29 protein-coding genes are annotated in these 26,708 nt (G+C 34.1%); 24 read left to right on the top strand and 5 right to left on the bottom strand.

Annotated elements, in window-relative coordinates; translation table 11 throughout:
* Nucleotides 1–103: 103 nt before the first annotated feature.
* The 8 genes from IGJ55_RS10220 to IGJ55_RS10185 all read left to right on the top strand — a co-directional run bounded on the left by IGJ55_RS10220 (nt 104) and on the right by IGJ55_RS10185 (nt 7,764).
* On the top strand, nt 104–1,507 hold the full coding sequence (locus tag IGJ55_RS10220; protein ID WP_430606364.1) for a 3'-5' exonuclease: 1,404 nt from the start codon (nt 104–106) through the stop codon (nt 1,505–1,507).
* Nucleotides 1,500–2,183 (top strand): DarT ssDNA thymidine ADP-ribosyltransferase family protein, encoded by a 684-nt coding sequence (locus tag IGJ55_RS10215; RefSeq protein ID WP_430606362.1) that lies wholly within the window; start codon nt 1,500–1,502, stop codon nt 2,181–2,183. Before IGJ55_RS10220 ends, IGJ55_RS10215 begins: the two co-directional genes overlap by 8 nt.
* Before the next feature lie 4 nt (nt 2,184–2,187).
* Complete coding sequence (locus IGJ55_RS10210; protein ID WP_430606359.1) at nt 2,188–3,771, top strand: ADP-ribosylglycohydrolase family protein; 1,584 nt, start codon at nt 2,188–2,190, stop codon at nt 3,769–3,771.
* Nucleotides 3,772–4,216: 445 nt separating this feature from the next.
* Nucleotides 4,217–4,507, top strand: a complete 291-nt coding sequence (locus tag IGJ55_RS10205; protein ID WP_430606357.1) for a TIGR04197 family type VII secretion effector — start codon at nt 4,217–4,219, stop codon at nt 4,505–4,507.
* Nucleotides 4,504–4,890, top strand: a complete 387-nt coding sequence (locus tag IGJ55_RS10200) for a hypothetical protein (protein WP_430606355.1) — start codon at nt 4,504–4,506, stop codon at nt 4,888–4,890. The genes IGJ55_RS10205 and IGJ55_RS10200 overlap by 4 nt, the downstream gene beginning before the upstream one ends.
* A complete protein-coding gene (locus IGJ55_RS10195; RefSeq protein WP_430606353.1) occupies nt 4,880–6,163 on the top strand; it encodes a hypothetical protein in 1,284 nt (427 codons plus the stop codon). The genes IGJ55_RS10200 and IGJ55_RS10195 overlap by 11 nt, the downstream gene beginning before the upstream one ends.
* Nucleotides 6,164–6,186: 23 nt before the next feature.
* Nucleotides 6,187–6,564: a hypothetical protein gene (locus tag IGJ55_RS10190; RefSeq protein WP_430606351.1), complete on the top strand. Its 378-nt coding sequence runs from the start codon at nt 6,187–6,189 to the stop codon at nt 6,562–6,564.
* 612 nt (nt 6,565–7,176) lie between these two features.
* Nucleotides 7,177–7,764, top strand: coding sequence for a hypothetical protein (locus IGJ55_RS10185; protein WP_430606349.1), 588 nt, complete (start codon nt 7,177–7,179; stop codon nt 7,762–7,764).
* Between the two features lie 76 nt (nt 7,765–7,840).
* Here the strand turns inward: IGJ55_RS10185 and IGJ55_RS10180 are convergent, their stop codons facing one another.
* Complete coding sequence (locus IGJ55_RS10180) at nt 7,841–8,107, bottom strand: hypothetical protein (protein ID WP_430606347.1); 267 nt, start codon at nt 8,105–8,107, stop codon at nt 7,841–7,843.
* 1,023 nt (nt 8,108–9,130) lie between these two features.
* On the opposite strand from IGJ55_RS10180, the gene IGJ55_RS10175 reads away from it, so the two are divergent.
* The 4 genes from IGJ55_RS10175 to IGJ55_RS10160 all read left to right on the top strand — a co-directional run bounded on the left by IGJ55_RS10175 (nt 9,131) and on the right by IGJ55_RS10160 (nt 15,347).
* Complete coding sequence (locus IGJ55_RS10175) at nt 9,131–12,673, top strand: AAA domain-containing protein (protein ID WP_430606345.1); 3,543 nt, start codon at nt 9,131–9,133, stop codon at nt 12,671–12,673.
* 34 nt (nt 12,674–12,707) lie between these two features.
* Nucleotides 12,708–13,205, top strand: coding sequence for a restriction endonuclease (locus tag IGJ55_RS10170; protein WP_429949462.1), 498 nt, complete (start codon nt 12,708–12,710; stop codon nt 13,203–13,205).
* Between the two features lie 612 nt (nt 13,206–13,817).
* On the top strand, nt 13,818–14,684 hold the full coding sequence (locus IGJ55_RS10165; RefSeq protein ID WP_429949464.1) for an aldo/keto reductase: 867 nt from the start codon (nt 13,818–13,820) through the stop codon (nt 14,682–14,684).
* A 348-nt stretch (nt 14,685–15,032) separates the two neighbouring features.
* Nucleotides 15,033–15,347: a hypothetical protein gene (locus IGJ55_RS10160; RefSeq protein WP_429949466.1), complete on the top strand. Its 315-nt coding sequence runs from the start codon at nt 15,033–15,035 to the stop codon at nt 15,345–15,347.
* 195 nt (nt 15,348–15,542) lie between these two features.
* On the opposite strand, the gene IGJ55_RS10155 is transcribed toward IGJ55_RS10160, so the two are convergent.
* The 4 genes from IGJ55_RS10155 to IGJ55_RS10140 form a co-directional block, all read right to left on the bottom strand.
* Nucleotides 15,543–15,782, bottom strand: a complete 240-nt coding sequence (locus IGJ55_RS10155; protein WP_429949467.1) for a hypothetical protein — start codon at nt 15,780–15,782, stop codon at nt 15,543–15,545.
* A gap of 94 nt (nt 15,783–15,876) precedes the next feature.
* Entirely contained in the window at nt 15,877–16,293 is a 417-nt protein-coding gene (locus tag IGJ55_RS10150) for a MurR/RpiR family transcriptional regulator (protein WP_430606342.1), read from the bottom strand.
* A gap of 430 nt (nt 16,294–16,723) precedes the next feature.
* Nucleotides 16,724–16,810 carry a putative holin-like toxin gene (locus IGJ55_RS10145; RefSeq protein WP_429950036.1) on the bottom strand — a complete coding sequence of 29 codons (87 nt, stop codon included), beginning with the start codon at nt 16,808–16,810 and terminating at the stop codon, nt 16,724–16,726.
* 140 nt (nt 16,811–16,950) lie between these two features.
* Nucleotides 16,951–17,781 (bottom strand): SDR family oxidoreductase, encoded by an 831-nt coding sequence (locus IGJ55_RS10140; RefSeq protein WP_430606339.1) that lies wholly within the window; start codon nt 17,779–17,781, stop codon nt 16,951–16,953.
* Nucleotides 17,782–17,930: 149 nt separating this feature from the next.
* Here IGJ55_RS10140 and IGJ55_RS10135 point away from each other — a divergent pair, with 149 nt between their 5' ends.
* The 12 genes from IGJ55_RS10135 to IGJ55_RS10080 all read left to right on the top strand — a co-directional run bounded on the left by IGJ55_RS10135 (nt 17,931) and on the right by IGJ55_RS10080 (nt 26,502).
* Complete coding sequence (locus IGJ55_RS10135; protein ID WP_069639896.1) at nt 17,931–18,323, top strand: MerR family transcriptional regulator; 393 nt, start codon at nt 17,931–17,933, stop codon at nt 18,321–18,323.
* Nucleotides 18,324–18,508: 185 nt separating this feature from the next.
* Nucleotides 18,509–19,273, top strand: coding sequence for a carboxymuconolactone decarboxylase family protein (locus tag IGJ55_RS10130; RefSeq protein WP_430606337.1), 765 nt, complete (start codon nt 18,509–18,511; stop codon nt 19,271–19,273).
* A gap of 18 nt (nt 19,274–19,291) precedes the next feature.
* The gene (locus IGJ55_RS10125) at nt 19,292–20,275 is read left to right on the top strand and encodes an aldo/keto reductase (protein ID WP_430606335.1); all 984 of its coding nucleotides are present in this window, start codon (nt 19,292–19,294) and stop codon (nt 20,273–20,275) included.
* Between the two features lie 32 nt (nt 20,276–20,307).
* On the top strand, nt 20,308–20,943 hold the full coding sequence (locus IGJ55_RS10120; RefSeq protein WP_430608155.1) for an NAD(P)H-binding protein: 636 nt from the start codon (nt 20,308–20,310) through the stop codon (nt 20,941–20,943).
* Nucleotides 20,944–20,956: 13 nt separating this feature from the next.
* A complete protein-coding gene (locus IGJ55_RS10115) occupies nt 20,957–21,295 on the top strand; it encodes a MerR family transcriptional regulator (protein ID WP_069639900.1) in 339 nt (112 codons plus the stop codon).
* A 237-nt stretch (nt 21,296–21,532) separates the two neighbouring features.
* On the top strand, nt 21,533–22,417 hold the full coding sequence (locus IGJ55_RS10110) for a LysR family transcriptional regulator (protein WP_069639901.1): 885 nt from the start codon (nt 21,533–21,535) through the stop codon (nt 22,415–22,417).
* A gap of 112 nt (nt 22,418–22,529) precedes the next feature.
* Nucleotides 22,530–23,081, top strand: a complete 552-nt coding sequence (locus tag IGJ55_RS10105; protein WP_429949478.1) for a flavodoxin — start codon at nt 22,530–22,532, stop codon at nt 23,079–23,081.
* On the top strand, nt 23,068–23,475 hold the full coding sequence (locus IGJ55_RS10100; protein ID WP_429949480.1) for a cupin domain-containing protein: 408 nt from the start codon (nt 23,068–23,070) through the stop codon (nt 23,473–23,475). Before IGJ55_RS10105 ends, IGJ55_RS10100 begins: the two co-directional genes overlap by 14 nt.
* A gap of 29 nt (nt 23,476–23,504) precedes the next feature.
* Nucleotides 23,505–23,819 carry a carboxymuconolactone decarboxylase family protein gene (locus IGJ55_RS10095; RefSeq protein WP_429949481.1) on the top strand — a complete coding sequence of 105 codons (315 nt, stop codon included), beginning with the start codon at nt 23,505–23,507 and terminating at the stop codon, nt 23,817–23,819.
* Nucleotides 23,820–23,861: 42 nt separating this feature from the next.
* A complete protein-coding gene (locus tag IGJ55_RS10090; RefSeq protein WP_430606333.1) occupies nt 23,862–25,022 on the top strand; it encodes an MFS transporter in 1,161 nt (386 codons plus the stop codon).
* A 2-nt stretch (nt 25,023–25,024) separates the two neighbouring features.
* On the top strand, nt 25,025–25,741 hold the full coding sequence (locus tag IGJ55_RS10085) for a dihydrofolate reductase family protein (protein WP_430606331.1): 717 nt from the start codon (nt 25,025–25,027) through the stop codon (nt 25,739–25,741).
* A gap of 23 nt (nt 25,742–25,764) precedes the next feature.
* Nucleotides 25,765–26,502 carry an SDR family oxidoreductase gene (locus IGJ55_RS10080; RefSeq protein WP_430606329.1) on the top strand — a complete coding sequence of 246 codons (738 nt, stop codon included), beginning with the start codon at nt 25,765–25,767 and terminating at the stop codon, nt 26,500–26,502.
* Nucleotides 26,503–26,708: the final 206 nt, after the last annotated feature.

The following is a 26,708-nucleotide window of genomic DNA, read 5'->3' as shown; positions in this document are numbered from 1 at the left end:
AAATGCTATTTTAATATATTTCTAGCTTTTTTTATTTTATAGCGCTTTCATATGTGATAGAATAAAAGTTGACAGAGATAATTAACAGAATGGATGTGATCTTATGGTTTTACCTAAACCAGAGGGGAAACAAAATGAAATTTTATATCTTTCTGAAGTAGACAATATTGTGATATTAGGGACTGCAGGAAGTGGAAAAACAACTATTGCATTGCTTAGAGCTGTAAAAATGGCAAGGATGTATCCAAAAGATAAAATACTTTTATTAACATACAATAGAACTCTTATAAATTACATGGAGTTTATTTTATCTGACATTCCAGAAAATTTAGTGATTGAAAATTATCATAAATTTGCACGAGGATATTTAAATTCTAGAGGAAAGATGAAATATAACTGCATTCTCAATTCTAAAAATGAATTAATCAAAGAAGCAATAGATAGTGTGAAAAAGATGTATCCAAATGAATCAACTTTAAATCGTCATGTAGATGTTTTTATTGACGAAATAGAATGGATTCAAAAAATGGGTATTTCAGATAAAAATGCGTATATTAAAGTAGAGAGGACTGGACGAAGCGACGCTAGGATTCTTAGGAAAAATAGAATTTATTTTTATGAAGTATTTCAAAAATATATTGAACTTAGAAATGAGAGTGGATATTTATATGATTGGGATAGTTTAGCTGCGGTAGTTTGTGAAGAAGCAGCTCAAGATGAAACGGAGAGATTCTATAGGTATATTCTTATAGATGAAGGCCAAGATTTTTCTCCAATGATGCTTAAATCCTTGAGTTTGCTGATACCAGATGAAGGCAGTATAAATTTTTTTGGTGATGCGGCTCAACAAATTTATGGCAGTAGAATTTCTTGGCGTTCTGCTGGTTTAACCAATGTGAAAATATGGAAACTTGAAAAGAATTATCGAAATAAATCAGGTGTAGGAAAGCTAGCAAAAGCAATCTCAGAGTTGCCTTTCTTCGAAATTGATGACAATGATAAAGTTGACTCAGTAGTTCCTATTGCAGAGGGACCAAAACCCATTCTGATGCAGGTAAAGAATTTAGAAGACGAAATAAATTTTGTGGCTAACGTTGTTAAGGGATCTGATTCTTCCCGAACGATTGCAGTCCTTTTAAAAACTAGAGAAGATGTAAGGATCATAGAAGATGAATTTACTATTAAAGGCATAAATTATACAACGTTAAAAAAAGATATGGATAGGTGGAATGGTAACGATTCTGTTTATATTGGAACTTACCATTCTGCAAAAGGATTGGAATTTGATATAGTTATATTGCCATTTATGAGTGATCAGTATATGCCTACTGAGGATGAAATAGATAAGTATGGTAGCAAAGACGATGCTCTTTCAGAAGAAGTTAAACTAGTATATGTCAGTGTAACTCGAGCAAAAACTGGTGTAATAATAACCTACTTCGATGAGTTAACTGATTTACTGCCAAGAGACGAAAATCTATATGATTGGAGGTCGGAGAATGACTGAATATAATGCCTTTGTTAAAGAGAGGGGAATTAGTCGATTGTGTCATTTTACTAAATCTAAAAATCTACCATATATCTTGGGAACAGATGGTAAATTGCTAGCCAATAATTTTATTAAAGATGAGAATTTAGAAAGAAATGACGAATTGAGATTGGATGGTAAAGAAGATTATATTTGTTGTTCTGTTCAATACCCTAATCTGTTTTATTTAGATAGAGTGATTACTAGCAATATAATGCATTTATTTAAAGACTGGTCTATTTTGTTAATATCCCCAAGTGTGATAAATGACCAATCCTTGTTTTGCCCATGTAATGCAGCAACTAATGGTGGTATAATGATAGGTGGAGGAATCGATAGTTTTAAAAAACTTTATTCCGAGAGCATATTAGGTAAAAGAGAAATTGTTAGATATAAGAATATGTTAGCAAGCTCACCAACTGATAATCAGGCTGAAGTTCTAATTATGCATTCTATCCTAAAAGAAAACATATTAGGGATTGTTTTTAGAAGTAATGAACAAGCTAAAAGGGAACTAATAAATCTTAATTTAGCTCAATGTGATATTTCCAATATTCAAATCATCGTTTGTCCAGAAATGTATGAAAAAAATTTAGCATATCAATTGCGAAATGCTATTATTCCTAATGAAAACATCTATACTGAAGAGGAGTGAGACGATGGGATTAGTAGAAGAAAAATATTTAGGCTCACTTTTGGGCATTGCAATTGGTGATGCTTTAGGATGGCCTCAAGAAAGAAATAAAAGAAGTAGCGAAAGAAATAGGAATACAAACTTTCGAGAATGGGTTAAAAACTCTGGATATGGGAAGTCATATACTGAGGAAGTCATACAAGCAGGTAGTTACAGTGACGATACACAACTCACATTAGCGACTGCAAGAGCATTAAAATATACAAATTTTTTGTCGTATTTTGGAAGAATAGAATTACCATCTTGGCTTGTTTATGAACGCGGTGGAGGTGGTGCAACTAAACGCGCTGCACTCTCTTGGGCGAAAGGGATTCCACCATGGAAGCAGAATAAAAATGATGTGAAAAATTATTTTGATGCAGGTGGAAATGGGGTAGTAATGCGAATATTACCGCATGCTTATGCTGAAAACATTACTAATGATGAGATGTATCAGAGAGCGTTTCTAAATGGAATTTCGACACATGGACATCCGAGAGCGATATTGAGTGCACTAGTATATTGTAGAGCTGTAAAATATCTTATAAACAAAAATGATCAGTTACAATATGGAGAGTTAGTTGATTATTTGTTAGATATGAAAGAAGATTGGATAAGAATCCCGGAACCTAACAATATTAATGATTGGGTAAATGCATCATCAGATATAGGGATTAACTATAAAGAATTATGGATAAAAACAAGTGAAGAAATATTCGATGGTTTGCTCTTAATAAAGAAGGCTTTATCCAATGGATTACTCGATAATACAACGCAAACATTATCTCAGCTTGATTGTAATAATCCGAAAGTCAAAGGTTCTGGAGTTGTTACTTGTTTGGCTTCAATATATATTGCATCTAAATTTTCTGTAGATCCTCAAAACGGACTATTAGAAATGGCTTTCTTTGAAGGCAGTGATACTGATACTAATGCGGCTGCTACAGGTGGTTTATTAGGTGCAATTTATGGGACAGAATGGATAAAAGAAGAATGGTACCATGTTCAAGATGCAAGTTATATTCGACTGTTATCAGAAGTAGTTCCTAATTCTGATATACCTGATCGTAAAGATATGTGGAGTTTGTCCGATTTAGAAAAATTTTCTAAAGAAATTCAAGTAAACAACAAAAAAGATAATACTTTTAAATTGGGATCTTTTATTGACTTAAAAATTATTGATATGTATTTAATAAAATCAAAAATGAATAACAAAGAAGTTTTTGTTTTGAAAAATGATTTGAGCCCAACCTTTTACTGTAAAGTAACGAGAACTTCCAATAAATCTTCAACTACCACTTCGAGTATTGATAAATCAAAGAATAATTTCAATATGTCCATGGATCAATTGTTAGTACTACAAGAAACGTTACCAGAAAGGGTTACTCTGTCTAAATTTATTTCTTTGTTAAATGAAGCAATCTTGAATTTTGAAAATGAGTCATCTAGAGAATTAGACGAAATAGTGATAAAAGAAATTGAACAAAGAATTGAGAGAAACTGTTCGTATAAAAATGATTTGAGTTCATTTGTACATGAGGCTCATTTATGCTATAAAAAACAATTGTAGTATTAATAGCTAAAAATGAAATTGAATAAACAAGTGAAAAATTCAATGCTTCAAACTAACACCCAAACTAGCACCAATCTAGAAAAATCATCAGAATTTCATGGTACCGTCTAAAACAGCGAATGTTGATATAACAGCATTCAGAAGCTGTTGAAACTTATAGAAAACACTGTCTCTTTGCTGGAAGGGTCTGTGGGTTAACCCTTTAATATGTGCTAGGAATACTGTTAAATCAGTATTCCTAGCCTTTTTAATTTTAGGCGAATCATTAGAGGGTCTGTATTTTCACTCATTCAATATTTTATGTACATTATTATTTATAATTTCTTTATATTTATATATAAGTATTCATTTATAGTTCCTTTTTAATCCATTTTTCATATTTATAATTTGTCTGTTATATGATAAACTAAATTAGACAATATGATAAATAAGGAAGGACAAAATGGCTATTAATAGTAATTCAAGTGTTGCTGGTGGTATTTCGGCTTCTTTTAGTCAGTCTGCCAGCGCGTTAAATAGTATAAGTGTTTCTGTATCAGCTTCTAGCACCAATGTTGCAGGTAACGCCCCAGCAGTACAATCAATTAATCATTATCAACAAGGATTAGCAGCGTTGTCGACCAGTGTTGTTTCAGCTGGTGATAACATTCATTCCGTTGCGCAAGAGTTTGAACGAATCGATCAAAATATTGCGCAATTGACAAAATTTAACCTTCCAGGAGGTTTTTCATGAGTGAGATTCAAAAACAGCAAGAATTTGATCAAAAAAATGTTCAGTTTAGGATTCGTTTGGAACAACTGCAAGAAGATCAGTTAGTCATTAGAAAAGAGCAGCGCTACATAGAAGAGCAACAAGAAGAATTTTTCCAGCTACAACAACAAGAACAGGCGGCCTATAATTTTGTCTTAGGAAACTGTGAAGTAGAAGAACGAGCTTTTTTTGAAGAAAGAGGAGATGAGAGCCTTCATCTCGCCAAAAAAGCCCAACGAGAATTTGATGAACAACTCCTTCAGCTAAAAAAAGAGGAACGTAGTTTGTTTGATCAAGAAGAAAATCTAAAGGTCGAGCAACAAACTTTTTGGAAGAAGGCGGAGGAAAAAGAAAATGGGGCTTAAATTTTATGTGAGTGAAGCGCAAGCACGATCAGCACAAGCTTCTCAATTGACCAATCAAGCGAATCAAGCAATCACATCGTTACAAGCGAGTATCCAACTGTTTTTATCCGCACCACTTTCAAGTAAGGCATATGATTCGGCTAAAAATTATTTCATGATCGCTTATACACCGTTGTGCCAGTCTGCTATAATGACAGGTGAAGCGCTGGAAAGTGCACATAAAAAGTTTCTTAGTGAATATCAAGGAACTGTTAGTGGAATTGATACGGATGAAGAGTTGATCCTAGAAGAGATCAATCAGTTTGAGCAGTTAAAGCAGCGTTTAGATCACCAAATGAGTACGGCTAAAACACCACAACCAGACTTAGAACGGAGATATATCAATGCCTGTGAAAGTATTGATAAACGTCGAGAGAAATTAGAAAAGTTTCATGCATATGATGGTCAATCAGCCGGTTTCTTTTCAGATTATGAAGCGAGTCAGCAAGAATTCAATACAGGTTTGGCACAAGTTGCCAATTCTAAAGCATGGAATCCTGCGACAGGAACATTTGACCTGAAACGTTTAGACATGACATGGGCAAAACCAATCCATACACGTTGGAAGCAACGTGAAAAAATGAAACAACAAGTGAAAGATACACAAGTAAAACAAGCAATTAGTAAACTGGATGGGTATGAAATCGTTAAAACTGAATTGGGTTATTGGTACCTAATGAAAAATGGCAAAATCGTCTCGCCGGATAACCATCCAGAACTGTATACACAATTGGAACTATGTAAGGATTCCTTAAATGAAGACCAGTACAGATTTGAAGAAATAAAAATCGTAAAAAATGAAATGCCTCTTGCCCCTGGGTTTGGAGGGATTTTAGGTAATCTCGGAATTGCTGGTAAAATAGCGGATATTATTAGAAAAGGGACAGGAACGCTCAAAGTAGGGCAGTCTATTGCAGATATAATAAATAATGCGCCTATTATCAATGCGGTAGATGAGACTGCTGAATTAGATAAAAGTCGTGAAGAGGGTGTTCCAGCAAAGAAACATAAAGAAGTGAAACATGAAGATGCATCAAAATTAAAAGGTGATGGAGAACCAAATTCTTCTGCTGATTTATTAAACCCAGATGGTTCCGTAAAACAAAGAAGATATTATGGTCCTGACGGACGTGCTTTAGAAGATATAGACTTCAATCACACTGATGATGGTACGCATGAATTTCCACATAGACATCAATGGGACTGGAATAAAAGACCACCTAGACAGAAATAACAAATGAGAGAAGAGGAATAAATATGAACTCGCTACACGATTACGAAATTTTAAACTATAATATTAATTTCAAAAACAGCTTACTTACGATTGATGTAACTAACGATGAATCAAACAAAAGAATTGATTTTGTAGGTGCTATTGCTCATCAATTTAGTGATGAAATACCATATAGCATTATTTTAGATTTAGATGAGCTGGATATAAAATACTTTTTTTCAAGTAATAAAGATTTACTAGAAGAAAAAAAGAATAGTGGTTGGCCTCTCATGTATAGTTCTGTTGAAGAATTAGAGAAAATGTTACAAGAAAGCGATATTCGATACTATGTCCTATACTCTTCTTATGGTATGACTGGTTGGGTTTTAGCTGAGAAAGTAAAAATTATTGATGTTAAGTAATTTTTATTAATAGTGATCCCACTTTTTCAAGTGGTTCAAGAACTTAATGAAGTTAAAGCTGAAATTGAACAATCAACTGCAAACTTTTATCAAATGATGGAAGAATTAAAAAGAATAACTAGTGAAGCACAGAAAGAACTTGATAAATTTTTAAAGCTTTTAGATAAGTAATTTTTTATTAGATTGTTTAATAAAAAGAAAATGGAGAGTAAGAATAATTGATGTTGGAAATGTTATATATAATATTACTTTTTATGATTATTCTCATTTTGACAATAATCATTAGCAAGATAAAAGAAGTAGTAGTAGCTTCACATTCACGAAAAATGATCATTCTTTTGCAGGGTGTCATTCTATTAGGGTCAGCTTATGTTTTTAAATCCTACACAACTTTTTTGATTAACATGTTTTTGACTAGCTTATTTTATAGTTTAGTAGATAAGTGTGATAAATATGAAAAAAACTGGAAATTAATAATCCAATTCGTCAAATGAAAAGTTTTTTTATACGTTATTTGGGATAGTAATTATCTTTTTAGATATGTACAAAGATGTTTGGTTTTTTATTAGTTCAACACTATTATTATCTAGATTGGTAGATGTTAAAGATAAATTGGAACTCGTTAATTCTATCAATGGTATAATATCATTTTGTTTGCTATTCATACTTATGATGGATTTCATAGAATTTAACTCAAGAGTAAAAAGAAAGTTTATTATTGTTTTAGGAAGTATTTTTGTTTTCTTAGGTTTATGTAATTCAAAATGGTGGTCGGGTATATCACTTTTAGTATCTATTTTGGGTTTGGCATTTTCCAATGAGTTTGTTGTTCGATTTTTAAATAAAGAAGTGGATGCAACCAAGAAATCCTTCTATAGATTCCTAATCCCTTATATTACATTAATTTTTTATATTTCTATGGTAATTGTACAAGATGTAGTTCCTCAAAGTCTGCTAGAGTCTTTATATAAATTTTTTCAATTGATTTCGGGAAATAAAGATGAATCGATTGAAGTTGGTACTATTAGTTTGGCATTGCTAAAAGGAGTTATTGAGTTATGTATATTTAGTGGAGGATGGGTAATTTTAAAAAGAATTCTAAAAGCCTTAGGAATTTTTAATACAAATTTCTTTGAAGAGTTAGAATCTGTAGAAGAAAATTTGAAATCAAAAATAAAAGAAATATCTTCAATAAAATAGATATAAGTTTAACCTATTAGTATATAAAATAAAGAACGACCACCAATTAAGACTGAAGATTGGTCGTTCTTGTTTATTAAACTTTCTTTCTCTGAATCATCCTTCCCAAAACTTCCTCTGTCTCTTTAAGCACCCCCACAAAATCCCCAGCAAAAACCTGATACAACTGCTGACAAGAATAATACCGCATCCGCATATCCTTCTTATTTCTCGTAACCTTCCCATCAAAAAACTCATCCAAATAAACCAACGACTTCTGCCAAGATCGAAGCTTGATTAACTCACTCCGCACATCCAAAATATCCTGATAAGGTACCGCCTTCAAATTCTGTTCTTTACTCATCACTACACATCCATTCCTATTTTTTTGAAAAACCAACAGGAAAATAAAAAACGATCAGACCTATCTGTGCCTCATCGTGTGCAATAGTTCGCCAAAGAACACATGAAATCGTCAAAAAGATGAAAGAATCTAGCAAAGAGACTAGTAAAATCAATCAAAATTAAGTACAATAAAACATGCGAGTACTTCGGTACGCGCTATCGGCAACTCGGATAAGCAGTCGTTGCTGTTTATTCGGGGCCTTGCAACATGATTCCAGTCAGGTTGTAAGGTGCCGTTTTTTATTTTTCTATTTTTAAACTTGTACATCGCTACGTTTCATTATCACCACCATCGATAAAAATCAGACCTAGAATAGAAACAAAAAAGGCATTGGCGCAATGTCCAATACCTGAATAAGTCAATAGTACCTTAAAGAAACCTAGCAATCCTTTCTAGTGGTAGCTCAAAAAGAGACACGACAAAAAAGCTAGTGATTCATTTACTATTGGCATACTTGTGCGGACAGTCGTTGCTGTTTTCAAGACCATTTCCGTTCGGTTCCAGCCAAACAAAAAGGTGCCAAGGATTAAATTGTCATAAAGTTGAGTGATGTTCTGAATCAGGACTTACTCAGCTTTTTTATTTCCATTCTATACACTAAGTATAAATAAATCGACAGAGAGAATCAAGGCGAACAGAGAAAAAAGAGAACGAAAATTCGGAATTTATAATCATACTAAAACTATCATCCTGAAATTTGGGGCAAAGACGTCTATCTGCCAATTCTAGAAGGACAACAAACTAGATGATTAAGAGGGAATGATTTGAAGAAAACTTTAAAAAATTGGTTTTATAAAAGGAACGGAGTTGAGTGAGTTTCTGTATCAAAAAACTGCTTAACTTTTTTAGTATTGGAAATGATGGAGAGAATGAAGACACACTGTGAATAAAATTTGTTTCAAATGGATAATAAATACAAAAAGTAAAAGATAATATGGTACAATTAGTTTTAAAAATAAAACGAAAAGTGGTTTTTTTGAAATGGAAAATACTAAATTAGTTACGGATATTATCGAATATTGGAGAATGGTTGAGTTTCTTGATCAAAATAAGTTTCCATACCCTTCCAAGTTGCAACTAAAACAGATAAAAGATGTTTTATCAAAACGAAAAGTGCATTCAAATTCTTTAACTATTTTTGAAAATATCCCTTTAAATACAACTGTGAAAGAAACAATAAACAAAAGAGAAGAAGTAATCAAGGTGTTTCCTTTTGAGGGGACAGCAATTCATATTATGGTAGGGAAAGTTGCTCGAAACAGTATAATTGAAGCACTCTTCTCGCCAATAAAAGAAAAAGAAGTCGTAGAAAAAAATCGTGAAAAAATTTGTATGTACGCCTTAAAAGTAACAAAAGAGGGAACATATATCAAAGGATCGCTTAAAGTTTCTCCTTTACTTTGGGGAACGGCTATTTGTTTCCATTATCCAGACAATATCAAAAACAAGATGTCTCTTGCGGAATATGACCAAACCATGGATAATATCGAGAAGTATTTTATGAAAGAACAGGATGAATTATTTGTTGACGATACATTATTAAAATCAATGTATGATTATATTTATGAGATATTTGTTAAACGTTGGGTGAAAAATATTCAAGCGACTTTTGAGGGCTCATTGATTTATACTAGATTCAAAACGAAAGATGAATTGGAACGATTAAACGATTCTCTTGAAGATTATAGCGATCTAATGACAGGTTTTTTTCAGAAAGACTTTGAGATGGTAATTGATCAATTAAAGCAGGAGATATTACCATCAAAAGACTTTACGAATTATGTGACAAGTTTAATGGCTCATTCTTTTGATAAGGAAAAATCTAGAAAAATAAACATTCGTACTGAAGATAATTTCTTGAAAGAATTATTAGATCCTGCGAATGCACCCATAGGTAAATGGCCATCAGATCATCAGCCAGCATTGATGCAGCAAGTGGCGATTAATGCTTATTTGACGAATAAAGATGATTATTTTTCAGTCAATGGTCCTCCGGGTACTGGAAAAACAACACTTCTAAAAGAGATTGTTGCACATAATGTGGTAAAAGTAGCTTCTTTACTATCTGAATATGACCAAGCAGATGATGCATTTGTAAAAAGAACATTTAGTGATGGGACAAAAAAAGAAAATGGTTATGATAAGAAGTTTGGAAATTATTATGCATTTAAAAATGACGAAATTTCAAAATATGGTATGTTAGTTGCTTCATCGAATAATGCAGCTGTTGAAAACATAACCAAAGATTTACCAGAGTACGAAAGCTTACATGACTCACTAGCATCAGAACAGTGCAAAGAAATTAAACAATTATTCGATTTAACTAAAGAACAAAACACACTTGAATTTTCATTTTCAAGTTTTACGAAAGACAATAAACGAAAAACAGTTGATTTAGTGCAAAAAGATATCTATTTTTCAGCTTTAGCACATGACCTGAAGAATAACGAAGAAATGGAAAATGTAGATTTATTTTCTGAATGGGGGTTGATATCTGCTCCACTTGGAAAGAGAAAAAATTTGAAAGATTATTACTACAAAGTTGTTGATCCCATCATAAAAAACATTGGAGCTCATTCATTTGATAATAAAAAAGAATTTGCCAATGCTAAATCTATATTTAAAAAGCAGTTAGAAAAAGTCATGAGAATTCAACAAAAGCTTTCTGAAACTAGTAAAATAATGAATGTCAGAGATTCAAAGCTATATACGGCAGACTTACAGCAAAATGAATTAAAAAAGCAGATCATTCATAAGGAAAAACAACTTAAAACTGAGCAAGAAAGAATACGTGTATTTGAAATAAAAATGAAAGAAATACAAGGTATATTACTAGAAAAAAACACTGAACGAAAGTCTTCAGAACTAAACGTGGAAGAAGTAAACAATCATTTAGAGAGTCTGAAAAGTGAGCTTAAAAATTGTAAAGAACGAATCACAGAATTAGAAGATAATCGGAAATTTATCGAAATCATTTTAGGCAAATGGCTAACAACACAACGATTGACAGAAATTGAAGAAGAGAAAATGAAGCGAGATGAACTTATAAATCAGAAAAGTTTGATTTTAAAATCGAGAAATCCACTTGAAGAACAATTGAAAGTAATTATAAATGAAGAAGTAAAGATTGAAAAAGAATATAAAAAGGTCAATAAAAATGCTCAAATTATAAAAAATGAAACTGCTTATTTGGAAGAATCAATTAACGATGATAAGCAAAAAATCCTTCTTCTTGATAGAGTGAAAGAAGTGATCACAAATGATTATATCGAACAAGTACGTACTTTAAAGGCTGATGGAATTACGGTTATTGATGAGCAATTCTTTAGACAGCTACATTCTAATAATGAAAAAGAACAATTGTCGAATCCTTGGACGACAGAAGAATACAATCGTGAAAGAGAAAAACTATTTTATTTGGCACTACAAGTCAATAAATATTTTGTTTTATCGTCGAAATATGTTAGACATAATTTAATTAATTTAGGGTGCTTATGGAAGTTTAGAAAAAATAGTGAGCAAGAAATGTGTCACTTTTCTACTAAAGATAAACGAGCAGCATATGAACATTTATTGAATACAGTCTTTCTGATTACACCTGTTATTTCCACAACATTTGCCTCAGTAGCTAGATTTTTAGATGGAATTGAAACACCGAAAAGTTTAGGACAATTAATTATTGATGAAGCTGGGCAAGCAACACCACAAATGGCTGTTGGAGCATTATGGCGATTTAAAAAGTCAATTATTGTAGGAGACCCAAAACAAGTAGAACCAATTGTTACAGATGATGTTGATGCTTTAATGCGCTTGTTTGTTACAAAAGAATTATCCGATTATCAAGATAAAAAAATCTCTGTGCAAAGTTTTGCCGATAGTATCAATGTTATTGGTACGACATTGCTTAATAGCGAAAAAGAAGAAGAGTGGGTTGGAAGTCCGTTGATTGTTCATAGAAGATGTTTAGAGCCAATGTTTACGATTTCTAATGCATTATCATACAACAACACGATGATAAGCTGTACAAACAAACCAAAAGATATAGTGAGTCAGTCCTTTATTAAACTTGAATCAAAATGGGAAGATGTGTCTGGAAAAGAAATGGGAGATAAAGATCATCATGTTCTAGAACAAGCTAAAGTCGCATTATCTTATGTAGAAGAAGCATTTAGGCGAGTACCTGACTTGCCTAGTCTATATGTCATTTCACCATTTACGAGTGTGATCAATGGTTTCAAAAAGATAGCAGGACAATCTGAAGCATTAAAAAGAATTGCAGGCGATTATTTAGATTATTGGTTGGAAGAAAATTGTGGAACAGTTCATCGTTTTCAAGGGAAAGAAGCAAACGAAGTGATATTTTTACTTGGCTGTGATTCGACTGCTAAAGGAGCCGTTCGCTGGGTAAACGATAATATTGTAAACGTTGCTGTGACAAGAGCCAAGTATCGTTTATATGTGATTGGTGACCGAGAGCTTTGGCAAGAGAATGAATCAATTAAGTTAATTCAAGGTGAGCTTTAGTTTATACTAAAAGAACATGTTTATAGGAGAGCACATGAATACAAGTGACTGGTTAGCATTATTGAAACCTTTAATAGAAAATAAAGCAATTTGGTTGGTAGTAGGGATTGTGATCCTAAACTATCTACACAAAATCATTTTACTTTTCATCGAAAGAAACAAAAACTATGAATTAAAAGATATTGACCAAATGACTGGAGAAAAATTCGAACATTATTTCGCTAACGTATTAAGAAAATCAAATTATAAAAAAGTAAGAGTGACAAAATACCAAGGTGACCAAGGAATTGATGTTTTAGCATATAGTGAAAATCGAAAAATAGGTTATCAATGTAAAAGATATAAGAAAAATGTCGGAAATAAGGCTGTTCAAGAAGCGCATGCTGGGAAAAGTTACTATGACTTGGCTGATGTATACGTGGTTACAAACAGCTATTTCACAAAGTCCGCAAAAGAATTAGCTCATAAAACAGGTGTCTATCTAATTGATCGGGATGAACTTCATAAAATAATAAGAAAAATAACGAATTAGTTGATTAGAATAAATCAATATTTTGTAAAAAAATTAAGAATTTATTTTTCGTAAATAGCAGTGTGAATACTTCTAATAATGTAAAAAAGTGAATAAAACATAAAGTTGAGTAACGTTCTAAATCAGAACCTACTCAGCTTTTTTATTGACATTCTACACGCTAAATATAAATAAATGGGCGCGTATCAAAGCAGAAAGAAAAAGGAATGAGAATATAAAAACAATTATCTTCGGTGAAAATGATGGTTATCTTCAATAGACAAAGAGGCATACATTTTGAGAATACTACACTTCATCGCGTAGAAGTAATTCAATCAGTTATTCAGAATTCAAATGGATATCGTGATTACGGAACAAATGATTTCAATTGGGGTTGTTTATCTAAAAGTTTACGACATACTGGATTATCTGTTGGATTCTTGATTGAATTTGCCAATTACGAGAATTACAGAAAGTCGAAGAAATTATCTAGCAAAATTTAAAGCAGACGAGATGGAACCTGATAAGATTGAAAAACTATGAGAACAAAAAAATAGAATGTTCTACTTGCGCTGGAGTTCACTTCATGGTTTAAGATAGATCATGTAAAGAAAAATAGAGGAGGAAATTGAGATGAAAACAGTCAAATTAAACAATGGTGTAGAAATGCCGCAACTTGGATTCGGAGTGTATCAAATCCCGTTAAATGAAACAGCGGAGGCCGTTTACCAAGCAATCAAGGCAGGATATCGTTTGATTGATACGGCGTCTATTTATGGAAATGAAAAAGAGACAGGGGAAGGCATCAAACGTGCAATTGATGAAAAACTTGTGACGCGTGAAGAACTATTTGTTACGTCAAAACTTTTTATTTTGCAAGCCCCGGAAGCTAAAGCTACTGAAACAATTGAGCAATCACTTACAACTATGGGATTGGATTCTCTAGATCTTTATCTGATTCATCAACCTTACGGAGATATTTATGGCGCATGGAGAGCCATGTGTGCAGCTCAAAAAGCAGGGAAGCTACGAGCGATTGGTATCTCAAACTTTAAATCAGCTAAAATAATTGAATTTGTAGGATTGAATGAAGTGAAACCGCAGATCAATCAAATTGAGGTGAATCCTTGGAATCAGCGAATCAAAGACCAAGAATGGCATGAGAAGTATGATGTACAAGTAGAAGCTTGGGCACCGTTTGCAGAGGGACGACATGATTTGTTTACAAATCCAGTTTTGACTGAAATTGGGGCACAATATGGTAAAACGGTTGGTCAAGTGGTACTTCGTTGGTTAATGCAACGTGGAATTATCGCTTTGGCAAAATCTGTTCGTCCAGAACGAATGGTTGAAAATATTGATATCTTTGATTTTGAATTATCGAAAGAAGATATTAAAAAAATTGCAAGTTTAGATATGAAAGAATCGGCATTTTTCGATCATGACGCACCGCAACAAGTGGAATGGTTTATGAATCGGATGAAAGAGACAGAGAAATAATGAAAAAGATATTGTTCTTAATTTCGTCATTACTGTTTGTATTATCTGGTTGTTTTCAATCGGATAGTACAAAAGTTAATCAAAATAGTAAAGCTATTGTTCTTTATTTTTCTAATAGCAATGTATAGCTTTTTTGAGAAGAACGATTTAGCTAGTAAAACGATTATTCCATTCTCAATTTATGGATGAAGTGGCTTAGCTGGAACCGTTAAAACGGTGGTGAAATTAAGTAAAGAGGCCTCAATTGAGACCAGTAATTTCTTAAGTATCTCGCGCAATGATATACCCAACAGAAGTTAGTTAAAATCTTTACTTTAAACAAAAATATCATCATAAAGGAGTAGAAGGATGGACGTACATAATTGTAATTTAAATATTCATTACTCAGCACCAGATCCTATTTGGGATGAATTAGGATACTTATATAAGCAGATGCCTCATTGGAATGGGGGAGATAATGGTAAGCCTTGTTGGTATGGAGGGGATAACGAAAAATTAATTGAGGTTTCTGTTGAACCAAGTGGTTTAAGTTTTTATGCGAAGCTACCACAGGATGAATGGAATCAATGGTTCGATTTGTTTAAGGAGAAAGCAACAGAAATAATGGGCTATCAGGTTGGGGAGCCAGAAGATGGTTTTGATTTTGTTATTTATGATGAATAAATTCTGTCTATATGAAAGCTACTGCTAAACTTTACTTAATTAAGTTTGGCAGTAGCTTTTTTATTAGGCCATAATTTTATTCTTTTATATCTGTTTGTTTGACTCGTCTTGTTTCTTCTAACAAGATTGAGTTTTTTACTTTGTAATTGTAATTGCTAATATAGTCTTTTGAAAAATTGACTGCATATAAAACATTTAAAAGAAATAAAATCGATTCTTCAGTAGAGAAGTTGCTGATTTTTTATATGGGCGCTCTCTTGAAGAAATGGTAAGGATTGTGTCCATATAATTGCCACCATCACTGGTTAAGCCAATCAACTTCACGCCGTGCTCCTTCATTATTGGAATAAACTTCATTGGTTCTCTGGAAACATCATTGCCTGAGTATGAAATAATAATCGCAACATCATTTTTAGTGAGAGAATGAGCGGTCATCCCGATTTCTCCACTGGAAATAACTTCTACTGATCTCCCAAGATCCCCATCTTACGTCTAAAAATTTTACCAATCAGGTTATTCGGACTGACCCCTAAAATGACAATTCGTCTTGCATTAAGTAACATGTTGACAGCTTATTCAAAACCTCTTCATCAATTTGATCAGCGGTATCTTGAATACTTTCTACTTGAATTGTCGCTATTTTATGAATGATATCAGCATAGGAATCGTTACTTTCAAAAGGGATATTCGGATTAATATCTGAGTAATGAGCTTGTTCGTAGCGGATTTCTTCAATCAAATCCAAAGTAAAATCTTTCCAACCATTAAAGCCAAGTGATTTACCAAAACGAACTAATACAGATTTAGATGAAAAAGTCTGTTCAGCAATTCGTTCCATAGAAATTCTATAAATATCATTTTTATGATCTAAAATAAATTCAGCGATTTGTCTTTTTGAATCATTTTGATTCACCTTATATTCTTCGATTCGTTGGAGCAGTTTCATTGTGTTTAACGTCCTTTCTATAGTCTTCTTATGCGGTAAAATAAATTGAAAGTCAATATAAAATAACAAGTTTAAAATTTTGATCTCATTCGCTTCACTTTATTTGCACTAAAAAAGAACAAATTGAGTGAATCGTGAAACGTTGGACCAAATGTCCTGTAAAAGATTGTAACCAGACTCAATCAGTTTTATATTAAACATACTTTTTACTTTTCTACACTATAAAAATACGCAAAAAATACAGAAAATGATGAATCTTTTGCTATTTATTTTTTTGCTTCAAAAATACTGACAATCAAAAAAAATTGTGTTACGATAATAAATGAAAAGAGGCAGGAAACCCCGCCTCTCTTGTAGAACCGTTTAAAAGACGGTGACATCATTAAATGTTGATTACCATCTAATTACTGGTCAAAGTGAAATTAGATGGTTATTTTTTTGGTTTGTTTTTATCCATTATCAGCACAACTAAAGTTGCAAAAGCAATCATTAGTGTCAATGCTTCAAAAACGGACATGCTTATTCCTTTCTAGGGATAAAGCCAAGAACCATAGGCATCACCCCTTTATCAGAGAGTTAGCCACCATCTTTTTTACTTTTCTACACTATAAAAATACGCAATCTATCCATCAATTGATGATTCTTTTATAATAAACATTAAAAATCAGTCGAAGCGGCCAATTCAGTTTGCTTTTTAAAATCTGCCACGCGTTTTTCCAAGGTTTGAATCGTACTATCCAAGGCTTGTGATCCTAAAACCATCCGTAATAGAGCGGGTTCAATCGCCGCACTTTCAATAATTCTTGTTGCCATTCTTTCTGGATCACTAGCGGCCAATCCGTTTGCTGGGTCTAACATAGTTAAAAAGGCATGCGCTGGATTATTGTCATATTCAGGCATCAATTCAGCAACTTGTGCACTGACATAGTGGAATTCTGTACGTGTATCACTAGGTTCAACAATCGTTACGCCAATATTAAATGGCGCTAATTCTTGAGCGACAGACTCGCAAAAACCTTCAATTCCCCATTTAGTCGCATGATACATAGAATTTCCAGCAAAAGCGACTTGTCCACCATATGAAGAAATTTGAATGATGCGACCAGCTTGTTGCTCACGCATAAAAGGAGTCACAGCACGTATCATTTGAATAGAACCTGTTAAATTAGTTGCGATAATTTTAGCTGCCTCTTGATCCGTTAATTCTTCCGCCGCTCCAAATAAGCCGTAACCAGCATTATTTACCAGCACATCGATTGCGCCATATTTTTCATAGACTTTATCTAACATTTTTTTGATACCAGTTGCATCGGTTACATCTAAAAATTCTCGATCAAAGGTTTCTGGATATTGTGCCATTAAGTCTTGTACAGTTGTATCCTTGCGTACCGTCCCGATAACAGTTTGTCCATTCGCCAATAATTGCTTTGTTAATTCTAAGCCAAATCCGCTGCTGACACCAGTAATTAGCCAAGTTTGTTTTTTCATATTGCATTCCAAAAATTGTTCATTCTGGGGCTAGTTTATCTCTTTAAGTAGACTCTAAGTCAATAAGAAAGTTTGTAAAAGAGGCTAAGTTTGTTTTATAATGAAAATGAAGTAGACGAGCTAAGGAATGCGTGGAGGAGGAATGGGGCATGAATATAAAGAAAGTAAGTGAACTAAGTGGGGTGTCTGCAGATACCATCAGGTATTATGAGCGAATTGGGTTGATTCCACCTGTCAAACGTAATGATAATGGGATTCGTAATTTTGATGAAGAAGATTTGCGTTGGATTGTTTTTAGTAGACAAATGAGAAATGCGGGCTTATCTATTGAATCGTTAGTGGAATATTTAACCTTATTTCAAGTGGGCAGTAAAACAGTGCCTGCTCGTAAAGAAATTATTGCAGATCAAATTGAGGAATTGAAAGAAAAAGCCTCGGAATTAAATACAGCTATTGAACGGTTAGAGTTTAAATTAGCCAACTATGATGAGCATATGATCCCAGCTGAAAATGCCTTAAGAGATTTTAATATGAATAGATAATAGCAAATGAATGGCTTCTAAATCGTGTCTTTCTTCTAAATTTTATAGAGGAAGTCTGATTTAGAAGTTTTTTGTTTATTTTAACAAATCCCTTGACTTGGAGTGAACTCCAAGAGCTAAACTGTTGTTGTTAGTAAGAAAAAGTGCTCATTTATGATACTGCTTTTAAATCGAGGAGGAATGCTATGTTAATCAGTCAAACTGCACAGAAGAATCATGATGAATTATTTCCAAACCATGAGTCAGCATTAGCTAAAACGGATCCAGAATTTATTGAAATTTTTGACAATTTTACGTTCGATGAAGTGTTTCATTATTCAAACCTAGATGTAAGGTTACGTATGAAAGTAACGCTGGCCTCTTTAATCGCAATGCAATGTGTTAATGAGTATAAAGTAATGATGAATGCAGCTTTAAATGTGGGTGTTTCTCCAGTTGAGATAAAAGAAATTGTCTATCAAGCAGTGCCATATGCCGGTTTAGGGAAGGTGTTCGATTTCTTACACGCGACCAATGAAGTGCTGACCGAAAGAGGCAATTCACTTCCTTTGGAAAAACAAGGAACAACCACCAATGAAAATCGTTATGAAAAAGGCTTGGAAGTTGTACGGGAAGTTGCTGGAGATGCTGTGGATCAGATGCTCACAACGATGCCGGAAAATCAAAAACATTTTGCTACATTTTTAGCTGATAATTGTTTTGGTGATTATTTTACAAGAAATGGGCTAACATCGAAAGAACGTGAATTACTGATTTTCACAATGCTGGCTTCAATGGGTGGAGCGGATGCACAACTAAAAGGGCATATTCGCAACAATCAGCGTGTTGGCAATGAAAAGCCACTATTGATCGAAACGATTACCGTTCTACTACCATTTATCGGCTATCCAAGAACATTAACCGCATTAAATTGTATCAATGAAATATTACCCGAAGAAAACGAAAAATAAAATAGAGGAGGAAATACAATGGAATATGTAAAATTTGGCAATACAGGAATGGAAGTTTCAAGAATTTGTTTAGGGGCAATGGGCTTTGGTGATCCGAATAGTGGCTTTCACGAGTGGGTTTTAGAAGAGGAAGAAAGTAAAAAAGTTATCAAAAAAGCGTTAGATTTAGGGATTAATTTCTTTGATACTGCCAATGTTTATTCATATGGTGCAAGTGAACGAATTCTTGGTAAGGCACTGAATGAATATGCGAATCGTGATGAAATCGTGGTGGCGACCAAATTATTTACTACCATGAAAAAAGACGTTCCAAACAGTGGTGGACTTTCAAGAAAAGAAATTTTTCATCAAATTGATGCGAGTTTAGAACGTTTAGGGATGGATTATGTTGATTTATACATTATTCATCGTTGGGATTACAACACCCCAATTGAAGAGACGATGGAAGCTTTACATGATGTCGTGAAATCTGGAAAAGCCCGTTATATTGGTGCTTCTGCGATGTTTGCGTGGCAGTTTGCTAAAGCCCAAGCAGTAGCTGAAAAAAATGGTTGGACAAAATTCGTTTCCATGCAAGATCATTTGAATTTGTTATATCGTGAAGAAGAAAGAGAAATGCTACCGTTGTGTGAAGATCAAAAAATTGCGGTGACACCTTATAGTCCATTGGCCTCAGGTCGCTTAACCCGTGATTGGAGCGCGCAAACCAAACGTTTTGAAACAGATAAAACAGCGAGGTCAAAATATGATACAACAGCAGATCAAGATCGTATCATCGTTGAAAGAGTTGCTGAAATTGCGGAAAAACGTGGAGTGGAACGTGTCCAAGTGGCACTTGCTTGGTTGCTTCAAAAAGGGCCAGTTGTCGCACCGATTATTGGCGCAACAAAAGAAAGTCATATGACGAATGCGATTCCTGCATTGGATTTAATTTTGACGGAAGAAGAAGTGCACTATCTAGAAGAACCTTATGTTCCTCATGTCATTGTTGGTCATAAATAAAAAAGAGAGTGATTTAGAAAGAGGGATTTAAGATAAAAATACTAATTTTAGGTGCAGCAGGTCAAATTTCAAAAATGGTTACAGAATTGATTTTAACAGAAACAGATCATGATCTTGTTTTATATGGTCGCAATCTTTCAAGTCGGATTTCTGTGAAAGATCCAACGAGAGAAGTCATTATTGAAGGTGATTTTAATGATCAAGACAAATTGAAAAAAGCCTTAATTGGAGTGGATATTGCGTATTTGAATGATATGAGTTCGCCAGCTGTAACCCAATCAATTGTGAAAGCAATGGAAGATTCAGGGGTAAATTATCTAATAGGAGCGAATGTTTTAGGCATTTACAATGAAGTTGCGGGGGCATTTGGGCGCTGGAATGCTAATATGGTTGGATCAGCTACCCATAGCTATTTAGCAGCAGCAGAAGCGCTAGAGCAGTCTTCGTTAGATTATGTCATTTTAAGATTAACTTGGTTATACAATCAAAAAGGCAATGAAGACTATGACTTGACCCAAAAAGGTGAACCATTCATTGGTGCTCAAGTAACAAGAGAAGCTGTAGCTAGACTGATTATGACGATTATTCATGAGCCAGTTCAGTACGCGAAGACCAGTTTAGGTGTGAGCGAGCCTAATACTGATTGGGCAAAACCTTCTTTTTATTAAGGGTGCACTGCATATGAATAGTAAAGAGATGAGCAAGCAAACCAATACGCCAATCAATACCATTCGTTATTTTGAGCGAATTGGCTTGATTCCACAGGTAAAGAAAAATCATGATGGATTAAGAGAGTTTACTGAAGATGATGCGGGTTGGATTTGTTTCATCAAGCAAATGAGGGAGGTTGGTCTTTCTGTCGAAGGATTGATCGAATATGTAACATTATCGAATCAACCAGAAAGAACAGTCCAAGCTAGAAAAGAACTACTGACTGAACAAAAAAATGAGTTGCAAGAACAAATCAATCGACTAGAAGCAGCAAAGGCTGAACTTCAAAGACGAATAGTAGCGAAATAAATCTAAAAAAAATTCTTTCTCAATCTAAAAAAAAGATCCGTTTATATTTGTGAAAACACTATAAAGAAAGTCAACAGTGCTATTAGCGAAAGAAGTCTTGTATACCAGCCAAAGAGCCTATAGCAACTACCGCGTTGTGATTGATATGGAAACCTTATAAGGTATAAAACGGTTCTTTTAGAAATTCGTTCTGTTTTATTGTAAAATAAACATGTGAACTTAAAAAGGAGAACCACAATGGAATTAAGAGAACTACGTTATTTTTGGACCGTTGCAGAAGAAAGGAATTTTTCTAAAGCAGCACAAGTTTTGCATATTACGCAACCAACTTTAAGTCGACAAATCAAAGAATTTGAAGAGAAATTAGGCACACCGCTTTTTATCCGAGAAAAAAGGCAATTGACTTTAACAGAAGAAGGATATTTTCTGAAAGAGCGAGCTGCTGAGATATTAACCTTAGCTGACCAAACAGAACGTGAATTTGAAGAACAGAGTAAAGGCTTTTTAAGTGGACATTTTTCAATTGGGTGTGTTGAAGCAGATAATTCAGATACGATGGCCATGATGTTGGAGGAATTGGTGAGCGATTATCCTCAAGTGACCTTTAATATTGTTTCGGGGACTAGCGATGATATTAGCGATAAACTGGAAAAGGGCATTTTGGACCTCGCTATTTTATTAGAACCGATTGCTACGCTTAACTTTGAAAAAATTATTTTGCCCAGAGAAGAAAAATGGGGTTTGTTAGTATCTAATGACTCTTTTCTTGCACAAAAAAAAGCTATCTGTCCCAATGATTTAGAAGGAATTCCACTATTAAGTTCTAATCGTTCAGAAGTTCAGTTGATGCTTGAAAGCTGGCTTGATAAGCCGTTAAAATCTTTAAATGTGGTTGGCACGTTTAATTTGATTTTTAATGTTTTTTCTTTAGTGGAAAATCGTGTGGGCTCTGCTTTAACGATTGAAGGCGCAACGACCAATGGGCAACATGAGGGGCTGACATTTGTCCCATTAGTTCCTGAGGTTAAAACAAATTGTGTCCTTGTTTGGAAAAAAAATCGAATTCAAACACCGGCAGTTAAAGAATTTATCCAACGATTTAACGATGCTTTTAAGGCATAGCAACTAGTGGATTTAGGCATTAGACGTGTAGAGAAGCAGGTTGTATCATTTACTTGTAAGTAGATGATGCAGCCTGTTTTTGCATAAGTAAAAGATAAAAGAAGGTGATCAAATGACTGCTATCATTTATTTTTCTCGACCTTTTGAAAATTTGGTTGATGGAAAGAAGGAACAGCTGTCTGTTGGAAATACAAAAGTTGCTGCACAAAAAATTGCCGAGATACTCGATGTTGATGATTTTGAACTCATTCCAGAAATAGCCTATTCAAAAGCGTATCAAGCAGTGGTAGCTCAAGCGGAACAGGAAAAAATAACAAACGAGCGACCCAAATATCAACCTGTCTCCCTTAACTTAGCAAAACATCAAACGATTTATCTAGGGTATCCAAATTGGTGGGGGACTTTTCCGATGATCGTCGCAACTTTTTTAGAGGAAAATGATGTATCAGAAAAAAATATTTATCCTTTTTGCACCCATGAAGGCAGTGGAATGGGCAATAGTATCACTGATCTAAAGAAATTATGTCCTAATTCAACCATCCATATTGGGTTACCTATTCGTGGTTCTAGAGTTGAAAAATCAGATACCGCAATCAAAAATTGGTTACAACATGAACCATCAGAAAACAAAGGAATTGGAGGAATAACAAATGGCAAAATTTGAAGAAGTAAAAAATGGTGTGATTTTTCCAGTGGGAGAAAAAAATGACGCATATGCGCAATACTTTATTGGTCAAAGCTATTTAAAGAATTTAATTGCAGATCCCGAAGTTAATGTAGGAGTAGGAAATGTCACATTCGAACCTGGTTGTCGCAATAACTGGCATATTCACCATGATGGTTTCCAACTGTTATTAGTAACGGGTGGCGAAGGCTGGTATCAAGAAGAGGGGAAGCCAGCGCAATTTTTAACTGCTGGAGATGTGATTGTTACTCATGATGGCGTGAAACATTGGCATGGTGCCGCAAAAAATAGCTGGTTTGAACATTTAGCAATTACAGCTGGTACGCCAGAATGGTTAGAATCTGTTTCAGATGAATTATACAATCAATTATAAAAATGAATAAAAGATGGGAGTCCTACCTAATGAAAAAACAAACAGCAGGAAGAGATCAATTAGGTGCATTTGCACCAAAATTTGCAGAATTAAATGATGATTTATTATTTGGTGAAGTTTGGTCTAGAGAAGAACAACTTTCGCCGCGTGATCGTAGCTTGATTACTTGTGCAAGCTTATTAACGCAAGACGTACCCCAATTAGAAGCCCATATGAACATCGCCAAACAAAATGGGGTGACAAAAGAAGAAATGGTGGAATTAATCACTCATTTAGCTTTTTATACAGGATGGCCAAAAGCATGGTCCGCGTTTGCTCTAGCAAAAGAAATTTTTGGTGAATAAAAATACGGACTATATTTTGCGTATTTTAAAGGAGACAACTTAGTGAATAAACTAACCAAGTTTTCATTATTATCTGTGTCATTACTTGTGGTATCGGGTGGCGCAATCGCTGCGAATATTCCAGCGATTATGACAGCTTATCCGACGATCAATCCTACTTTAGTAGAATTAATTACCACAATCCCTTCTTTGTTTATTATCTTAACCGTGCCATTTAGCCATATATTCGCTAAGAAATTTGGGTACAAGTTATCTGTACAGATTGGTATTGGTATTGTTTTAGGTACAGGGATTATACCTGTCTTTGTACAGTCCTTTTGGTTTTTATTTTTCAGCAGAATATTATTTGGGATTGGGATTGGATTATTTAATCCGCTACTCTTTTCTCTAGCTGGAAAAATGTACCAAGGAAAAGAACGTTCATCTGTGATTGGCTTTCAAAGTGCATTCGAAGGAATTGGCGGTATGGTCATTACGTTTACAGTAGGTCAATTGCTGGTAATGAACTGGCGGAGTTCGTTTTTAGCTTATCTGTTAGCTTTACCGATTTTACTTCTATTTTCATCTTTTGTACCAGATGTTGCTCTTGAAAATGAGGAGAATAAGAGCAAAACAAAGAATCAGACAATCAATCCTTCAAAATATGGCTACATCGCTTTATTGATTCTAGTTGTAACAATTTATATGTCTGTTACCGTCAAAATCACCTCTTTGCTTCTTGAAAAAGGTTTTGGAAATGCAACAGATGGTAGTAATTTAATTGCCTTGATAGGTTTAGGTGCCATGACCGCCGGTGCATTATTTGGGTCAATTGTTACAATAACAAAAAAATGGACATTACCACTATCCTTTTTTGTCTTAAGTTTATCAATGTTTGTGATTGCCTCTTCTCAAAATTTAGTGTCAATTTCAATTGCTGTAGTATTGTGCGGTTTTTCTTTCCGCACCTTTATCCCATATTTGTTTAATGAGGTGAATCAAGATACGAATGGCCAGTCAGAAAAGAGTACATCTTTGCTATTGATAGGCTTCAATATTGGCGCGACTTTTGCTCCAATTTCGATTTCTCTATTAGGCAATATCCTTCCTTCTAACGAAAACACGGACATTTTTATGGTAGAAGGTATGATCATGATGTTGCTAGCTTTTTGTACTGTAATCAGCACCATAACAAAAAAACAAAAAATCAATGGAGGCAAGTAAAAATGATGAAAAGGCCAAAAATTATTTGCCATATGTTGACTTCTATCAATGGAAAAATTAGCGGTGGTTATATGAGTTCAAAATATGCCATTGCTGGTGGTGAAACCTATGAAACAACCAATGACAGCTACCTTAGCCAAGCGTGGTTATGTGGAAGAGTTACGATGGAAAAGAATTTTACTCATTTCCATAAACCTGAGTTGAAAGAAATAAAAACACCTTATCCTAGAACGGATTATGTTGCACAAGCAAAGGCCCAAATGTATGTTGTTTCAGCTGATCCTTCTGGTAAAGTTGGCTGGATTGAAAACACCGTTCAATACGAAAATCGTCCAGAAGCCCACGTTATTGAAATTTTAACGGATAAAGCTAGTGACGAGTATATTGCTTATCTTCGAGAGCGACAAATCTCTTATATTTTTGCTGGACAAGAATTGATTGATTGTACACTTGCTTCAGAAAAATTATTGGTTTTATTTGGGATCAAAACATTAATGGTATCAGGTGGTGGTTATATCAATTGGTCATTTTTACAAGAGGGATTGATTGATGAAGTGAGTATTGTGATGACACCAGCAACTGATGGACGAACAGATACCAATACAATTTTTGAAAGAGCAGATACCCTGCCCGAAATAGCACCAGTTGGGTTTAAATTAAAATCAGTCGATATCATCGAAGAAGATACGCTATGGTTGAGATATAGCGTGTGTAAATAAAAAAATAAAAAGGAGTCAACTTTATGAATAACAATATAAAAGATAAAGTTATAGTTATCACAGGTGCCTCATCTGGAATCGGAGAAGCAACAGCTCAACTATTGATTGAGAATGGTGCAAAGGTGGTTTTAGGTGCTAGGAGAGAAGAACGGTTGAAAAAACTCGTGAAAAAATTTGGTGATAATAGTGTTTATGCTGTGACAGATGTTCGTAACCTAAAAGAGGTAGAAACACTTGTGCAAGTTGCTAAAGAAAAATTTGGTAAGGTTGATGTTTTATTTGCAAATGCTGGGATTATGCCTGCTTCAAATATGAGTGAATTGAAAACAAACGAGTGGTATGACACGGTTGATATTAACATCAATGGGATGCTTAATTCATTAGCAGCAGTGTTACCAGAATTCACAGCCCAAAAGTCAGGTCACGTGATTACAACAAGTTCGATTGTGGGACTTAAGGTTTTCCCTGGTAACAGTGTGTATACTGGAACGAAACATGCAGTACGTGCTATTATGGATGGTTTTCGCATGGAATCTGCAATGGAAGGAACGAATATTCGCACAACCACTCTTTATCCAGGAGCAATTGCAACCGAATTGCTAGAAACGATTTCCACACCAGAAGTAAAAAGCGGGATGGAACAATTCTATCAAATTGCAATTACGCCAGATGCAGTGGCGCAAACTGTTCTATTTGCGATATCTCAGCCAGAATCAGTCGGTATTACTGAAATGACAATTTTACCTTCGAAGCAAGCATAGCAGTAACACACTAAAATATTAAAACTTTGGAATGCGATTTTACTTAGGATAGTTGTTCAAATTATACTGACCACCAATCCTGTTAATTTTAAAACTAATAGGATTGGTAGTTTAATAAATTTAGGAATATGAAAATGAATTAGCTGTAAATTTGAATCTATTGGGTACTTAAGAATCTACAGGTACTAAAAAGCTACTGTTTTGAC

This window comes from Enterococcus sp. AZ170, assembly GCF_050545135.1.
GTDB lineage: Bacteria > Bacillota > Bacilli > Lactobacillales > Enterococcaceae > Enterococcus_L > Enterococcus_L ureilyticus.
The sequence above is the reverse complement of the archived record's forward strand: the minus strand, read 5'-3'. Positions and strand labels throughout refer to the sequence as shown.

What these genes read in the sequence shown, in the direction of transcription:
- IGJ55_RS10170 (WP_429949462.1), top strand. Translation starts at nt 12,708, where the DNA reads ATGAATACAAGTGACTGGTTAGCATTATTGAAACCTTTAATAGAAAAT.
- IGJ55_RS10205 (WP_430606357.1), top strand. Translation starts at nt 4,217, where the DNA reads ATGGCTATTAATAGTAATTCAAGTGTTGCTGGTGGTATTTCGGCTTCT.
- IGJ55_RS10155 (WP_429949467.1), bottom strand. Translation starts at nt 15,782, where the DNA reads ATGACCGCTCATTCTCTCACTAAAAATGATGTTGCGATTATTATTTCA.
- IGJ55_RS10095 (WP_429949481.1), top strand. Translation starts at nt 23,505, where the DNA reads ATGAAAAAACAAACAGCAGGAAGAGATCAATTAGGTGCATTTGCACCA.
- IGJ55_RS10085 (WP_430606331.1), top strand. Translation starts at nt 25,025, where the DNA reads ATGATGAAAAGGCCAAAAATTATTTGCCATATGTTGACTTCTATCAAT.
- IGJ55_RS10220 (WP_430606364.1), top strand. Translation starts at nt 104, where the DNA reads ATGGTTTTACCTAAACCAGAGGGGAAACAAAATGAAATTTTATATCTT.
- IGJ55_RS10140 (WP_430606339.1), bottom strand. Translation starts at nt 17,781, where the DNA reads ATGAAAAAACAAACTTGGCTAATTACTGGTGTCAGCAGCGGATTTGGC.
- IGJ55_RS10180 (WP_430606347.1), bottom strand. Translation starts at nt 8,107, where the DNA reads ATGAGTAAAGAACAGAATTTGAAGGCGGTACCTTATCAGGATATTTTG.
- IGJ55_RS10165 (WP_429949464.1), top strand. Translation starts at nt 13,818, where the DNA reads ATGAAAACAGTCAAATTAAACAATGGTGTAGAAATGCCGCAACTTGGA.
- IGJ55_RS10145 (WP_429950036.1), bottom strand. Translation starts at nt 16,810, where the DNA reads ATGTCCGTTTTTGAAGCATTGACACTAATGATTGCTTTTGCAACTTTA.
- IGJ55_RS10160 (WP_429949466.1), top strand. Translation starts at nt 15,033, where the DNA reads ATGGACGTACATAATTGTAATTTAAATATTCATTACTCAGCACCAGAT.
- IGJ55_RS10105 (WP_429949478.1), top strand. Translation starts at nt 22,530, where the DNA reads ATGACTGCTATCATTTATTTTTCTCGACCTTTTGAAAATTTGGTTGAT.
- IGJ55_RS10115 (WP_069639900.1), top strand. Translation starts at nt 20,957, where the DNA reads ATGAATAGTAAAGAGATGAGCAAGCAAACCAATACGCCAATCAATACC.
- IGJ55_RS10195 (WP_430606353.1), top strand. Translation starts at nt 4,880, where the DNA reads ATGGGGCTTAAATTTTATGTGAGTGAAGCGCAAGCACGATCAGCACAA.
- IGJ55_RS10100 (WP_429949480.1), top strand. Translation starts at nt 23,068, where the DNA reads ATGGCAAAATTTGAAGAAGTAAAAAATGGTGTGATTTTTCCAGTGGGA.
- IGJ55_RS10175 (WP_430606345.1), top strand. Translation starts at nt 9,131, where the DNA reads ATGGAAAATACTAAATTAGTTACGGATATTATCGAATATTGGAGAATG.
- IGJ55_RS10110 (WP_069639901.1), top strand. Translation starts at nt 21,533, where the DNA reads ATGGAATTAAGAGAACTACGTTATTTTTGGACCGTTGCAGAAGAAAGG.
- IGJ55_RS10215 (WP_430606362.1), top strand. Translation starts at nt 1,500, where the DNA reads ATGACTGAATATAATGCCTTTGTTAAAGAGAGGGGAATTAGTCGATTG.
- IGJ55_RS10190 (WP_430606351.1), top strand. Translation starts at nt 6,187, where the DNA reads ATGAACTCGCTACACGATTACGAAATTTTAAACTATAATATTAATTTC.
- IGJ55_RS10210 (WP_430606359.1), top strand. Translation starts at nt 2,188, where the DNA reads ATGGGATTAGTAGAAGAAAAATATTTAGGCTCACTTTTGGGCATTGCA.
- IGJ55_RS10080 (WP_430606329.1), top strand. Translation starts at nt 25,765, where the DNA reads ATGAATAACAATATAAAAGATAAAGTTATAGTTATCACAGGTGCCTCA.
- IGJ55_RS10130 (WP_430606337.1), top strand. Translation starts at nt 18,509, where the DNA reads ATGTTAATCAGTCAAACTGCACAGAAGAATCATGATGAATTATTTCCA.
- IGJ55_RS10200 (WP_430606355.1), top strand. Translation starts at nt 4,504, where the DNA reads ATGAGTGAGATTCAAAAACAGCAAGAATTTGATCAAAAAAATGTTCAG.
- IGJ55_RS10125 (WP_430606335.1), top strand. Translation starts at nt 19,292, where the DNA reads ATGGAATATGTAAAATTTGGCAATACAGGAATGGAAGTTTCAAGAATT.
- IGJ55_RS10150 (WP_430606342.1), bottom strand. Translation starts at nt 16,293, where the DNA reads ATGAAACTGCTCCAACGAATCGAAGAATATAAGGTGAATCAAAATGAT.
- IGJ55_RS10135 (WP_069639896.1), top strand. Translation starts at nt 17,931, where the DNA reads ATGAATATAAAGAAAGTAAGTGAACTAAGTGGGGTGTCTGCAGATACC.